Genomic DNA, 13,780 nt, shown 5'->3' with positions numbered 1-13,780 from the left:
GGGTTGCTGTCTACAGAAATGACACCTTACCAAATCCGTCATTAGGCAAGACCATGGTTTTTAACAACTTTTCTGGGATAATTGAAAGATGTAGTCTTAGGACAGACTCGTGCAGAGGAGACGATCATGTGGCTCTTAGTGCTGTCGTATATTGGGGGAGTTCTAACGATTTTAAGTCCCTGCATCCTTCCGGTGATTCCTTTTGTCTTTGCGAAAGCAGATCAACCTTTTCGAAAAAGTGGATTGCCCCTTTTGTTAGGCATGGCTTTGACGTTCGCGGTTTTTTCAAGTTTGGCGGTTCTCGGCGGAGCATGGATTGTTCAAGCCAACAATTGGGGACGGTGGATTGCCATTGTTCTTCTCACAGTCTTTGGTTTATCACTGATCTTTCCACAGTTTTTCGATAGGTTCTTTGAACCGTTCACACGTTGGGGTTCAAAACTCAGCGAGAACTCAAAGTCTCAAGCAAGTTTTTCTAAATCTCTCTTGTTGGGAGTTGCGACAGGTCTTCTGTGGGCTCCCTGTGCGGGACCTATCTTAGGACTGATTCTAACTGGGGCGGCTTCTCAAGGAAGTACGCAAAGTGCCATTTGGTTTCTTCTGGCTTATGCTTTAGGAGCTGCCACATCTCTGATGCTGGCTCTTGTCGCCGGGGGAAAATTTTTAGGAGTATTGAAAAAATCTTTGAAAGCAGAACGGGGAATAAAAATCGCGCTAGGTATCGCGGTACTTTTTGGAGTTTTAACGATAACTTTTGGCCTTGATCGCACAGTTCTTACTAGAATTTCCAAAGTTCAAACGGAAGATATCGAAAATAAGCTCATCCAAATTTTCCGTGGTGAAAATTCTCAGCTTAGCGGGGTGGAGAAACAAGATCTAGAAGCCATGAACGATCTTCCAATCAGTTTGGCCGGAGCCACTCAATGGTTTAACTCGCCCGCTCTTTCATTTGAGGCCTTAAAAGGGAAAGTCGTGCTTGTGGATTTCTGGACTTATTCATGCATCAACTGTCTGCGCGCGCTACCCTATGTGAAAGCTTGGGCAGAGAAATACAAAGATCAAGGTCTCGTGGTTATCGGCGTGCACACTCCTGAATTCGCTTTCGAAAAAGATCCCGACAATGTTGCAAAAGCTATTAAGGAACTTGAGATTGGATATCCTGTGGCAATGGACAATGAGTATCGCATATGGAATTCATTTGATAACCACTATTGGCCTGCCCATTATTTTTTGGATCGACAGGGGCGTCTTCGTCATCATCACTTTGGTGAAGGACAATATGAAGAGTCCGAAATGGTTATCCAAGACCTTCTCAAAGAGGGCGGGCAACCCGCAATTTCTTCTGGTGTAGTGAAAGTGGAAGCACGGGGTGCGCAAGCGGCCCCGCAAATGAACGATATTAAATCCCCAGAGACGTATGTTGGTTACGCTCGTGCTGAAAATTTACGACTAACACCGATTCTGAAAGCGGACCGCGAGGAAGATTACGTCGCAGTTAAAAATCTGGAACTTAACGAATGGACACTAGGCGGTCGTTGGAGCATTTCCAATGAGAGTGCCACACTCACCAAAGCAGGTGGCAAAATAATTTATCGTTTTCATGCACGCGATTTACATTTGGTTTTAGGTCCTCATAAAGCGGGTTCCTCAGTTCGATTTCGTGTCAATATTGATGGGCACGCGCCGGGAGCGGATCACGGAATGGATGTGGATGAAAAAGGTCAGGGCATCGTCAAAGAGAATCGTTTGTATCAACTGATTCGCCAGAAAGATGCAGGCGACATTCGCGATCGAACTTTTGAAATTGAATTTTTAGATCCGGATGTGGAAGCTTTTGCATTTACATTTGGATGAGTGTTAGTCTTTGCCATCATGATTTTGGCACTTCTCATCTTGCTTTGTTTTCAGTTTTTGGGTGAGGGAACGGTTCGACTCCTTCATTTGTTTATTCCAGGACCTGTTCTTGGAATGGTCTATTTTTTTATCGCTCTGGTTTTGTATCCACCATTGAAACAAAAAGTCGAAGCTCTCAGCCAATTCATGAATGCGCACCTAGCTCTCTTCTTTGTTCCGGCCGGTGTTGGAATTATCGATTATTTTGATTTGTTCGGCAAATACGGTTGGGCGATGGGAGTGACTCTGCTGGTAAGTACAACCGTCACTCTTGCTGTAACAGCTTGGTTCTTTAATGTTCTTATTAAGAAAAATCAGACGGAGACTTCTCATGATTGAGTTGTTTTCTTTGATTATGACTTTCGGATTTTATCTTGCGGCAAGAAAACTTAGTACTTACGGAAAAGATCATCCGTTTTTGAGTCCTCCGGTGATTACGATGATGGCGGTGATCGCCGTTCTTCTGATTTTTCGTATTCCCTATGCAGAATATTTCCAAGGCGTTCGTCCGATTCATTTTATGCTGGGGCCGGCGACAGTGGGATTTGCGCTGCCGTTATACAATCAACTGTCGCGCCTTAAAAAAGTTTTAGTTCCACTGACGATTGCTTTGACCGTGGGATCTTTTATCGGAATTTTTAGTGCCGTCCTGGTGGGCTATTTTTTAGGTCTTCCCCATGACATTCTTTTATCTCTGTCGCCAAAATCAGTGACCACGCCTATCGCGATGGGAATTTCAGAAAAGATCGGTGGGGTGCCAACGCTCTCGACAGTTTTTGTGATGATAACCGGAATTGTCGGGGCCATTGTGGCTGGCACCGTGATGAAGCTTGTGAAAGTAAAAGATCCGCTTGTTAAAGGATTCTCCATGGGACTTGCAGCTCACGGTCTTGGGACTTTCCGTGCTTTTCAAATCAATGAAATGGCTGGCGCTTTCGCAGGACTCGCGATGGCGCTCAACGGTTTGATGACTGCTATCTTGATTCCGCTGTTACTATTTTTAATTCCCTAATTAAGTCAGCGAACTTTGATGTCCATTCTTTATCATCATTCAAGCATGGAATCAGATGATACTCCTGACCGCCGTGTTCTTTAAACGTTTCTTGCCCGCCGATTCCTATTTCTTCCAAGGTTTCGATGCAATCAGCGACAAACGAAGGGCAAATCACCGCCACTTTTTTCTTTCCTGTTTGCGCAAGAATTTCTAAAGAGTGATCCGTTGCTGGTTTTAACCATTCGCCACGGCCCAATCGTGATTGAAAAGAGACGCTCCAGTGACTGTCAAGAAGCCCTAAAGATTCTGCGATCTGTGTCGCGGATTCAAAACATTGAGCGCGATAGCAATTCTTGGCGCAGGCATTTTCCTCAAAACAGCAATCGTCGCTGCGCAAACAACCAGGCACTTTGCGAATATGACTTTCAGGAAGGCCGTGGAACGAGAAAAGATAATGATCCGGCTTTTCGTCGCCCAAAGTTTCTTGGATGATACGAACGGTAGGATCAATAAATGCTTTTTCATCAAAGAACGGAGGCAGGCTTTCTGTGGGGATATCAATTCCTAAACGGCCTGCTAATCGGTCGACTTCTTTCAGCGAAGATTCTGTCGTGGCTTCCGCATATTGGGGAAAAAGGGGAGCCAGGATAATTGTTTCAACTCCAGACTCTTCAAATTCACGCAAAGCTTTTTCAATTCCCGGTTCCGCATAGCGCATGCCGACCTTTACAAGATAATCGCTGCCAAGATCCTTTTGAAGCCGGCTGGCAAATCTTTGGGTGTAGACGGTGAGAGGAGAGCCCTCTCCTTGAAGCCAAACTTTTTTGTAGTTTTCTGCGGAAAAAGGAGCGCGGCGAGGAACAATCAAAAGGTGAACCAAAGGCCAACGAAAAACGAATGGCAAATTAATCACGTCTTTATCCATCAAAAACGTATTAAGGTATTTTTTTACATCTTTGACTTCGTAGGACTTAGGACTTCCGATATTTAAAAGCAAGACACCTTTTTTAGCCATGTTGATTCGCAATCTCCTCTGCGAGCATATCACTGCGCTCAAGTATTTTACTTAAACCAATGCCTCCAAGATAATTTCCGTGCAAGTACAAATCTTTTGAAGCCTCACGGTTTAATTTTCTCAAAGTTTCTTCTAGCTGTAGATCGTAATAAGGCAAAGCATTTTTCCAGCGGTTGATGCGATAATCAAGAAGGCTTTCCTTATGGCCGAGGATGCGATGACGCTCCTCCGCGATTAGTGTCAAAATTTCTGAATCGGAAAGATCAAGAAGTGCTTCTTCTTCCACACCACCTAAAATCCATGTCTCGTTATAAGTTTTATCACGGCCTTTAAAAATATAAGAGTTCATAAGAACTCCCAAAGATTTTAAGCCATATCCACGCGGAATCAAACAGCCAAAACCTTGATAAGATGTCTGGGGTTTGCTGAAGAACAACGTAACACTCATCAAAGACGACATACGAATGCGCTTTAAAAGTTCTGAGGTGTCAGGGTGTGAGGCTTTTAAAAGATTTGCTGCGGCTTGAGCTGATGTAGCGACAACGAGAGGTCCTGAAAGAGTTTTGGGATCGACGCTAGAGTTTAAACGGACATTGACGTTAAGTTCTTTGAGCTTCGCCAGCAAATGATCCACAAGATCTTGCATTCCGTACGGCCCTGTCAAAAGACCTTTGTATTTATCTTTCTTCTTTTTTGAAAAGATAGGGCCTAAAATCAAACCCGCACTCAGACCCGAAATCTCATTGCCATAAATTCCCTGCATGGCAGGACCTAGAATGTATTGAGTGGCGTGAGGTCCGATATTGCGCAGTCCCCACGTCTGTAAAGTTTCATTATCACGGGGTTTTAAATTCTTTTTGCCGCCCAGAGCCCTGGGAAGAAGACGGCCCAGAAACCCCACAGTTTCGACAAAGCTCAATGGCCAAGCGCGAGGAGTCTCGCGAAAAAGAAATCTTTTTTTCGAAGTTTGCAAAGGAGTGACGGGCGTTATGCCCAATTCCTTGAAAAGGCCCACCGCTTTTTCCGTGCAAATCAAAGCATTGGCGGCACGCTCTGCTATTCCGTAATCGGTGACATCTGTACCTAAAAGCCCTCCTACGCGGGAAGAGCTTTCATAGAGATCGACTTCAAAACCTTTTTGCGCAAGTCTGAGAGCTACGGTGAGCCCGGCAAAGCCAGCGCCAATCACGCTGACTTTTTTCATATAGATTGCGAAAAGATTTTTGTCTGAGGTTGTTTGGACTTTAAGCGCTCATCAAAGAACACACATGCATTTCGTAAGAAAGGACGTCCGGCCTCTTTCACAACTAATTTGTGTTCGCGAACCTCAACCAAGGAGTCTTTGATCATCTCGGCTAAAAACTCTTCAGATTGTTTCTCTTGCGTCTCATCAGTGAATTTCACTTCGAACTCGGTCATCAATTTTAAAATTTGATCACGACGAACTTGATCTTCCGCCGTTAAAACGTGTCCACGCAGTGTTGGAAGCCGACCTTCATCGAGGGCAGCTTCATACAAAGGCAGCACTTTTTCATTTTGATGGAAGCTGTAAGGAGTTTCAGAAATTGAAGAAACACCCAAGCCCAAAAGAACATCCGTGCGTTGATCCGTGTAGCCCATAAAGTTACGATGCAAACGCTTTTCATTCATAGCTACGCACAAATTGTCTGTTGGCAGAGCAAAGTGATCCATGCCAACTTCCACGTAGCCCGCTTCAAGCAAAACACCGCGAGCGATTTCGTAGAGCTCTCGTTTTTCAGCTGATTTCGGAAGGTCTTCGTCTTTAAAAAGTCTTTGGGCGGGTTTAATCCACGGCACCAAAGCAAAACTGTAAAGAGCGATACGGTCCGGGCGAAGTTGCACAGTGGCTTTCGCTGTTTCACGGATTGACTCAGGGGTTTGTTTCGCAAGGCCATAGATCAAATCGAAGTTCACCGAAGTGTAGCCCATATCACGCGCGGCTTTTGTGAGGTTCGCAGTGATATCAAAAGGCTGAATGCGATTCACAAGTCTTTGCACTTCAGGATTGAAATCTTGAACGCCCATGCTCACACGTGTGAAGCCCAGCTCACGCAGAGCTTTTAATTGTTGTGGATTCGTGCGGCGAGGATCGACTTCGATAGAACCCTCAAAATCATTAAGGTCGACTTTAACACGCGACATGATCGGGCGAAGGAGTTGCACAAGAGACTCTGCTGATAAGAACGTTGGAGTTCCTCCTCCGAGGTGAATGTGCTTTAACGGTTTTTCTAAAAGTTCAGGCACTTGCTCTATGTAAAGCTGCCATTCTTTTAGAATCAAATCGACATAGGGAGTTTCCCTTTTGTGATCTTTAGTGATGATGTTGTTGCAGCCACAGAATGTGCAAAGTGATTCACAGAACGGAATGTGCAAATAAAGCGACCAGCCACCTGGCTTTTCTTGAAGAGTCGCTCTGAGATGCTGAACCCATTGGTCACTTGTCGGGTTTACTTCCCAATAAGGAACCGTTGGATAAGATGTATAACGGGGAGCGGGAACATCGTATTTTGCTAAAAGATCTTTCATCATGCGAGCTCCTTACGGACAGTCTCCACGAAAAGTTTCACATTCTTTTCTGGAGTTTTAGGCAGAACACCGTGACCCAAACCACAAACCCAACCCGCTCTTTCCTGAAGGGTCATGGCCTTCATTGGAGTCAGGAATGTTTGCAATGCTTTTTTGAAATCACTGTCATCCATAAATAACAAACTTTGATCGAAGTTTCCTTGAACGAAACCTTTATTTTGAACTTTGAAAGAGTCCGGGATCCAGCAACGGTGATCGAAACCCTGACCTGCCCAAGGAAGCTCCGCAAAGGCTTTATTAAAGAACACAGACTGAGTTCCTTTAGAGTAGTAACCGATCTTACCCGGATAATCTTGAGCAATACGTGCAAGAACAGGTTGAATCCACTCTTGGAAGAATAGCGGAGATACTTCTCCTGCTGCCGTATCAAAAACCATGACCGTTTCAGCGCCACCTTCGAATTGCAGACGGATGTTTTCTTTAAGAAGTGGATACATCTTCTCTAGAAATTTAGGAAACAGATGAATCAAAGTTTTTGACTGAATCAAAGAGCCTGCGTGCGAACCTTCAACCGCGTAAACGAACAAAGTCCAAGGGCCGCCGACAAAGCCGATCAAGCTTTTGTTTGAGGGCAAAACGGCGCGAGTCGCTTTCATCGCTTCCTTTTGAAAGCTCATGAACTCAACAGCCTTATCAACAGAACCCAACGTATTGATCGTTTCAGGATTTAATTTAAATCCCAATTGTGGACCGTGATCCGTGTAATCCAATCCCATACCCAAAGCCTCAAGCGGGAATAAGATGTCGCTGAACAAAATGGAAACGTCGAAATCAAATTCAGCTACTGGCCCCAGCGCCACTTGGGCTGCGAGTTCCGGCTTTTTGCAAAGGTCCATAAATGAATGCTGAGAGCGCAAGCCTTGATAGTGTTTGTGATAACGGCCTGCTTGACGCATAAACCAGATCGGTGGAACAGCTTGAGGGGTTCTTTGTTGAGCGTTTTTAAATAGTGTATTCATGAGTTCTCCTCTGTGGACCACTGGTAGCCAACGCCGCGAACGGAGCGAATGTGTTTTTCTCCGTCGTCTCCAAGAAGTTGGCGGAGGCGCACAATAATATTATCAATCGTTCGGTGACTTGGATTTTTATCAACACCCCAGATTTCATTCATGATTTCATCACGACTTAAAACCCGAGGGGATTTTTCAATAAGAAGTTGCAGGATCTTCATATCCGTCACGGGAGGATATTCGATCTGCCCTGATTTTTTTTGCACGGACATATTTGTGAAGCTGACTGTGCAATTTTCAAGTTCAATTTCACGAGCCGGAGCATGGGCATCCAAAACGTGTTTTACGCGAATTAAAAGCTCTTTTAAATGAAATGGTTTTGGAATGTACTCTTCGGCACCCAATTCAAAACCTTGCAAGCGCGACTCTGCATCGGCCTGAGCTGTGAGGAATAAAAACAAAACCGGAGAGATTTGCTTAATCTTGGCAGCAAGCTCAAAGCCTGTTCCGTCAGGAAGACCGACATCAAGAATAATCAAATCAAAGTCTTTGGATTTCGAAAACAAAGTCCAGGCTTCAGCCAAGGTCTTTCCCCAAGCGACATCATATTCTTTTTTGAGTCGCTCTGTCAGAGTTTCGCCGAGGGACGTATCATCTTCGACAAGAAGGATTTTTCTCATTTCAAATGACCCTCCAGCTCAACAAGGGATTTAAATCCTTCGTTGTCTTTGGATTCAAAAATAACGTCGCCATTCATTTTTTGCAGAAGACGTCGGGTGATCAGCAGGCCAATGCCATTGCTGCGAGAGTCCTGAGATTTAAGGATCTCCAAACCCAGTTTTTCTAGAGGACCTTTAAAACCTAAGCCGTCGTCTTGAATTTGCAGTTCAATGCGGCTGCCACCCAAGTCGCGCACTTTAATGCGGACGGTGGTGGCTTTTCCGTGAATCACGGCATTTTGAAGAAGATTTTTTAGAACACTCAAAAGGGCTCTGCGATCACCATAGATCACAGCGTTCTTTTCAAGTTCTAAAGTTAATTCAGAAAATTCAATGCGAAGGCTTGAGAGCAAATCGCTTAACGAGATTTCTTCTTTTAAAAGCTCGCCCGCTTCAAGATTTGCCAAGAGCAAAGAGTTCTCTAGCTGAAGATCCAAGCGTTGGATGTCATGAATCAAACGCTTCATCACCGGGTTTGTATTTCCATGCAGGTCTTCTTCTAAAACTTCCGCCTGTAAGCGAAGACGAGCGATGGACGTTTTAATGTCATGACTGAATGTCGAAAAGAAAAAACGCAGACGTTGATGGCGCTTTTGATCGCGATAAGAAAATATCACGAGCGCAATTCCACCAATCAAAATTGCTCCGAGCAAAATCGATCCCTCCCATGCAAACATGCGATGGGATTTTTGCAGTTGTTCAAGGCTTGATTCTTCTGTGGGATTGAGGCGTAAAAGGAAGAACACCCACCACCAAGCCACAAGTGAAAACGTAAAGGCGAACCAAACGATCGCCAACGCTGTTTTCACATGAGGTTTGAGGAAGGACTTCGTCATTCTTACTCCGCAGACTCAATAATAGTATGAGCGGCCTGGTCCAAAAGTTCATCTGTGTGAGCCATAGAGACAAAACCTACTTCGTAAGCATTTGGTGCCAAGTAAACACCTTTATCCAACGCTTTTAAGAAAAGACCTTTGAACGTCGCTCCCTGATTTCCAGGAATTTGGTCAATGGAACGAATCGGAGATTTTGTTGGACCATGAATCCAGAACAAAGAAGCTACGGCACTGACTTCCAAAGGCACGCCTTTTTTCGCAAAGCCCGCACGCAAAGTCTCAGCAAATTTTTGAGTTCTCTTTTCAAGAACATTCCAACCATCCAGGCGCTGCATTTTTTTAAGAGTTGTGAGGCCCGCACGCATACCGATGGGATTCGCACTCAGAGTACCGGCTTGGTAAACGTCTCCACTTGGAGCCACCATGTTCATCAATTCCGCTTTACCGCCGTAGCATCCTACAGGGAAACCACCACCGATGATTTTTCCATAAGTCACGAGATCTGGACGAATTCCCGTTTTTTCCACCATGCCCTGAAGGCCCACGCGGAAACCCGAGATCACTTCATCGAAAATCAACAAACTGCCGTTCTTTTCGCAAAGTTCAGCAACACGCTTTAAGAATTCAGGACGTTGAACCAAAAGACCATAGTTTGCAGGAAGTGGTTCAATGATCACAGCCGCAATGTCTTTTCCTTGAACTTGGAAAACTTCTTCAAGGCGGGCTTCGTCATCTAGCGGAGTCACAACAGTGTGAGCTGCAACCTCCGCAGGAATTCCCGCACTTGAAGACGCCGCTGTTCCCGCAAGACCGCTTCCGGCTTTTACTAAAAGATTATCAACGTGACCGTGATAGCAACCTTCAAATTTCAAAATTTTTGTACGGCCTGTCGCTGCACGGGCCACACGTAAAGCACTCATCACGGCTTCTGTTCCAGAAGAAACGAAACGCAACTTTTCCATGAACGGCAAAGTCGACGTGATCCACTCTGCTAATTCCAAAGAGTAAATTTCTGTCGCACCGAAAGTCCATGCAGTGTCGACCATGCGATGAACTTCTTCTTTCACCTCAGGATCAAGGTGACCTAAGATCAACGGACCAAAACTTTGGCAGAAGTCGATATATTTTTTATCTTCAACAGAAGTCAAAAACGCGCCTTCCGCTTTTTTAAAAAAAACGGGAGCGCGATCAAGTCCTTTGAAAGAACGAACAGGGGAGTGAACTCCACCCGGAGCGACCTTCAAAGCGCGTTGAAATAATTCTTCAGAAGTTACTTTTTGCATTGCTGTCTCCAGTCATCTTGATCCAAGAAGATTCTTACTCGTGAAGGATCAAAAGCATTTTTCTTTTCCAGATAAGCGCGAATCACTTTGTGAGTATTTCCCGGCCCGCTGGCGTGGTGTCTATTTATAATTTCAGGAGCTTCTTGCACAGCTTGCAGGAATTGACTGCCGCTGCTCCAGAAGAAACTCTCTTTGCCTGTAAAAGGACCCAAGTGTCCTGTGGATTTCAAAGAGTACGTCGCAATCAAAGGCAAAGTTTCTACATTCGACTCATAACCTTCTTCGTGCGAAAGTTTCGCCCAATGAAGAGGAGTCCCTGCAAGAATGTCAATGCGAGCTTCTTCTTGCTCTCCCAAACTCTCTGCAGATCCATGAACCCATATACCTTTTTGCGCGAGATTTTTCCATGTTTTAAGCCCTGCGGTCCAAACAAATCCAGGAGATTTCAGGCCCTCGGGCCACGCTTCACTGCGAGCGACGTACAAGGCATTAATTTTTGAGTCCAAAGGCGCAACATTCAGTGGCACGCGCTCCGCTTTCACGTCCCCAGACCACATTTCGTTTTCAGAAAATTGGGGAGGATTTGTCGTCAACGAGCGGGCATCAAGGACTTTGCCTTGATCCGTAAGACCTTTAAGCAAAGTGATCTCGCCATAAGGGCGATCCAAAACTGCGACACCGATTTTTTGATGGCAGCCGCCGCCGAAACTTGAAAGAATCTCGCGCTCTTTAATCGCGCAACGGAAAGTGCTTTCATCATGAATCGTTTTTAAGATGTCATGCAAATCTTTGCGAGTGGACAAAATTTCAACTGCCAAGGCACCTTGAGCGGCGGCATTGGGATTAATACTCAAAGGCAGCACAGCCCACGTGAGATTTTGAAGATAAGAGCGCAGAAGTCCTTGAACTTCTTTAAACTCATCTTGTGTTGCCGTGAGCAATCGGTCCAAAGCGGCTTTTGCTACGATCAAGCCATCGATGTTCGGATCTTCCAAAAGTTTACGCACGCGTGTTGGAATATTTCCGCGCACACTTTCAAACTTCACGGAATTTAAAGCAAAAGGCAGATGGCTTTTAAAAAAATCCGTCAAATTGTATTCACGGCGTGGAGACGAGCTGTAAACTCGAAGTGCTTGAGAATTTTTAATTTGATCAAAGTGAGATTTTTTAAGAAGCAAAAGATCACGTTGATCGGCGCGAGGCAAGGTCGCCGCAATCACTGTGTCGTCTTTGTGCTCCGTCGGAAGATCTTTCCAGGAGTGTACGACCATGTCGGTCTCACCACGAATTAATTCACCATAGAAGTCTTCAGTGAAAACACCCTTTTCAGGAATTTTCCAAAGAGGATCGGTCAGGTTTTTATCGCCCAAAGATTCTTTGAAGCGGTATTCAATTTCTAAACCGGGATGTTTTTTTTTAAGAGCGTCCCCGACCATAAAGGCTTGAAGACGCGCCAGATCGCTCTTGCGAGCGGAGATTTTTAAGCGCATATATCGTCCCAACCAAGAGGACGAAGCTCCGTTCTTTGCGTAAAGGCCACGGCTTTTTCCAAAAGATCGGCTTTTAAAGCTTCGATCTTTACTTGCGTGTCCTTTTTTGTTTCTTCAATTTCTGCAAAGAACTGATGAAGGCCCATAACTTTGACGTGAGAGAATTGTTTTGCAGCCAAAACCGGCAATTCATTTTCTTCTCCGCGAAGGTCGAAGATGATCAAAGGACGAGTGTCTTGTTTGTTCACCAATTCCACAATGCGGGCGTCAGTCAACGGAGCGGCAATCACCATCGCCTCGCCATGAACATAAGATTCATTGTAAGTCGTAACAGCTAGATTATTGTATTTCTCTGCAAAGCTTTGCATTTTTGCAGGATTACGGCAGATCACTTGCATTGATTTTTTGTGAGCAAGCCAAGGAAGAATTTCTTGCGCCAATTGTCCTGAACCGCACAAGGTCACCGTTTCAAGATCTTTGCTGTATTTACGTAAAAGACTGCCGTAACTTTGCGAGCCCAAACCCACCAAATGTTCTGAGCGCGTCTTTTTCACTTCAGCCATGATGAAGTTCAACCATTTTTGATGGTCACCAAAAAGTGTGTCTTGAAGTTGTTTGCGAGATTCGACGAAATTTCTAAATTGACCGAACACTTCCGTTTCACCCACGATCGGCGAGTGAAGTCCGCATAAGATTTCCAAAAGAAGACTCAATGCTTTTTCACCGCGAAGTATTTGATCGTCGGCCTCCAAAAAATCCGTGTACGTATTGAGCTCCACTTCAGTGCAAAAAAGAATCTTGCGCAAACATGTTTGCCAGATCGCTGCATCTTGAAGAGACTCCGAGAAGTTTCTATTGGATTTTCTGTGAACGAGAAGTATATCTTCCATGTAGAGATAGGTTTATCACTAAACTTTCAATAAAGTGTCACGGAAATGTCATTCGACCCTGTAAAAGATGTGCCCCAAAAGTAGGCAGAGGGTGGAGGTAATATGAAGCTCACTCAAAGACCGAGACGTAATCGTAAAACAGAAGCTTTGCGCCAAATGGTGGCAGAGACCGATTTAAGGGTTTCTCAGCTCGTTTTACCTCTGTTCCTGTGTGAAGGAAAGAGCGAACGCCAAGCCATTAACTCTATGCCAGGGATCTTCCGCATGAGCCCTGACATTTTATTACAGGAAGTGCAAAAAGCTGTGGACCTTGGTGTAAAAACGTTCGATCTGTTTCCGGCACTTTCCGAAACACTCAAAGATCCGTACGGAAAAGAGTCACTGAATCCCAATGGTCTTTTGCCAACAACTCTCAAAATGATTCGCGATAAATTTCCTGATGTGACATTGATTTCAGATGTCGCTTTGGATCCTTATTCTTCTGATGGACACGATGGCGTCGTGAAAAACGGCAAAATTTTAAATGACGAAACGGTGGAGATTTTAGCAAAGATGTCCATTGTGCATGCAAAAGCAGGCGCTGATATTGTGTCACCATCGGACATGATGGATGGTCGTGTCGGAGCGATTCGTGACGCTCTTGATAGTGAAGGTTTTACGGACACAGGCATTCTTTCTTATTCTGCAAAATATGCTTCAAGCTTCTACGGTCCTTTCCGTGAAGCCTTGGATTCGGCTCCAAAATTTGGCGATAAAAAAACTTATCAAATGGATTTCCGCAACGCCCGAGAAGCTCTTCGTGAGGTAGAACTCGATGAGCTTGAAGGCGCTGACATGGTGATGGTAAAGCCAGCGTTGAGTTATCTTGATATCATCAGCCTTGTGAAATCTCACACGCATTTGCCAGTCGCTGCTTACAACGTGAGTGGTGAATATGGCCTGATCAAAGCTGGAGCAAAAGCAGGAATCATCGACGAAACACGCGCGATGGTAGAGACTTTGTACTCGATCCGCAGAGCAGGTGCCGACATTATCTTTACATACTTCGCTTTACCAATGGCGGAGTGGCTGCGTAAGAATACTTAAGCGTCACTAGACTTTTG

Annotated in this window: 13 protein-coding genes; 4 read left to right on the top strand and 9 right to left on the bottom strand. The window is 44.9% G+C overall.

Annotated features, from left to right (window positions below; genetic code table 11):
* Positions 1-126 precede the first annotated feature (126 nt).
* The 3 genes from ACLSSO_RS16450 to ACLSSO_RS16440 are packed head-to-tail and all read left to right on the top strand — an operon-like array spanning position 127 to position 2,905.
* The gene (locus ACLSSO_RS16450; RefSeq protein WP_413943445.1) at positions 127-1,854 is read left to right on the top strand and encodes a cytochrome c biogenesis protein DipZ; all 1,728 of its coding nucleotides are present in this window, start codon (positions 127-129) and stop codon (positions 1,852-1,854) included.
* Positions 1,855-2,232 carry a CidA/LrgA family protein gene (locus ACLSSO_RS16445; RefSeq protein ID WP_295901103.1) on the top strand — a complete coding sequence of 126 codons (378 nt, stop codon included), beginning with the start codon at positions 1,855-1,857 and terminating at the stop codon, positions 2,230-2,232. It abuts the gene before it with no gap.
* Positions 2,225-2,905, top strand: a complete 681-nt coding sequence (locus ACLSSO_RS16440) for an LrgB family protein (RefSeq protein ID WP_413943444.1) — start codon at positions 2,225-2,227, stop codon at positions 2,903-2,905. The genes ACLSSO_RS16445 and ACLSSO_RS16440 overlap by 8 nt, the downstream gene beginning before the upstream one ends.
* Here ACLSSO_RS16440 and hemH read toward each other — a convergent pair.
* Genes hemH through ACLSSO_RS16395 form a run of 9 tightly spaced genes read right to left on the bottom strand, consistent with a single transcriptional unit; the run spans position 2,868 to position 12,677 of the window.
* A complete protein-coding gene (hemH, locus tag ACLSSO_RS16435) occupies positions 2,868-3,902 on the bottom strand; it encodes a ferrochelatase (RefSeq protein WP_413943442.1) in 1,035 nt (344 codons plus the stop codon). The two genes, ACLSSO_RS16440 and hemH, sit on opposite strands and share 38 nt — an antisense overlap.
* Positions 3,895-5,106 (bottom strand): protoporphyrinogen/coproporphyrinogen oxidase, encoded by a 1,212-nt coding sequence (locus tag ACLSSO_RS16430; protein WP_295903830.1) that lies wholly within the window; start codon positions 5,104-5,106, stop codon positions 3,895-3,897. Before ACLSSO_RS16430 ends, hemH begins: the two co-directional genes overlap by 8 nt.
* Positions 5,103-6,452, bottom strand: a complete 1,350-nt coding sequence (gene hemN, locus ACLSSO_RS16425) for an oxygen-independent coproporphyrinogen III oxidase (protein WP_295903833.1) — start codon at positions 6,450-6,452, stop codon at positions 5,103-5,105. The genes ACLSSO_RS16430 and hemN overlap by 4 nt, the downstream gene beginning before the upstream one ends.
* Positions 6,449-7,468 carry a uroporphyrinogen decarboxylase family protein gene (locus tag ACLSSO_RS16420; RefSeq protein WP_295903835.1) on the bottom strand — a complete coding sequence of 340 codons (1,020 nt, stop codon included), beginning with the start codon at positions 7,466-7,468 and terminating at the stop codon, positions 6,449-6,451. Before ACLSSO_RS16420 ends, hemN begins: the two co-directional genes overlap by 4 nt.
* Positions 7,465-8,139, bottom strand: coding sequence for a response regulator transcription factor (locus tag ACLSSO_RS16415; protein WP_295903838.1), 675 nt, complete (start codon positions 8,137-8,139; stop codon positions 7,465-7,467). The genes ACLSSO_RS16420 and ACLSSO_RS16415 overlap by 4 nt, the downstream gene beginning before the upstream one ends.
* A complete protein-coding gene (locus ACLSSO_RS16410; RefSeq protein WP_295903840.1) occupies positions 8,136-9,014 on the bottom strand; it encodes a sensor histidine kinase in 879 nt (292 codons plus the stop codon). The genes ACLSSO_RS16415 and ACLSSO_RS16410 overlap by 4 nt, the downstream gene beginning before the upstream one ends.
* A 2-nt stretch (positions 9,015-9,016) precedes the next feature.
* A complete protein-coding gene (gene hemL / locus ACLSSO_RS16405; RefSeq protein ID WP_295903844.1) occupies positions 9,017-10,297 on the bottom strand; it encodes a glutamate-1-semialdehyde 2,1-aminomutase in 1,281 nt (426 codons plus the stop codon).
* The gene (gene hemC / locus ACLSSO_RS16400) at positions 10,285-11,787 is read right to left on the bottom strand and encodes a hydroxymethylbilane synthase (RefSeq protein WP_295903847.1); all 1,503 of its coding nucleotides are present in this window, start codon (positions 11,785-11,787) and stop codon (positions 10,285-10,287) included. The genes hemL and hemC overlap by 13 nt, the downstream gene beginning before the upstream one ends.
* Complete coding sequence (locus tag ACLSSO_RS16395; RefSeq protein WP_295903850.1) at positions 11,778-12,677, bottom strand: hypothetical protein; 900 nt, start codon at positions 12,675-12,677, stop codon at positions 11,778-11,780. The genes hemC and ACLSSO_RS16395 overlap by 10 nt, the downstream gene beginning before the upstream one ends.
* Positions 12,678-12,779: 102 nt before the next feature.
* Here ACLSSO_RS16395 and hemB point away from each other — a divergent pair, with 102 nt between their 5' ends.
* A complete protein-coding gene (hemB, locus tag ACLSSO_RS16390) occupies positions 12,780-13,763 on the top strand; it encodes a porphobilinogen synthase (RefSeq protein ID WP_413943439.1) in 984 nt (327 codons plus the stop codon).
* Positions 13,764-13,780 lie beyond the last annotated feature (17 nt).

The organism is Bdellovibrio sp. HCB-162, from assembly GCF_047344985.1.
Lineage (GTDB): Bacteria > Bdellovibrionota > Bdellovibrionia > Bdellovibrionales > Bdellovibrionaceae > Bdellovibrio.
This window is presented reverse-complemented; position numbering and strand designations above follow the sequence as displayed.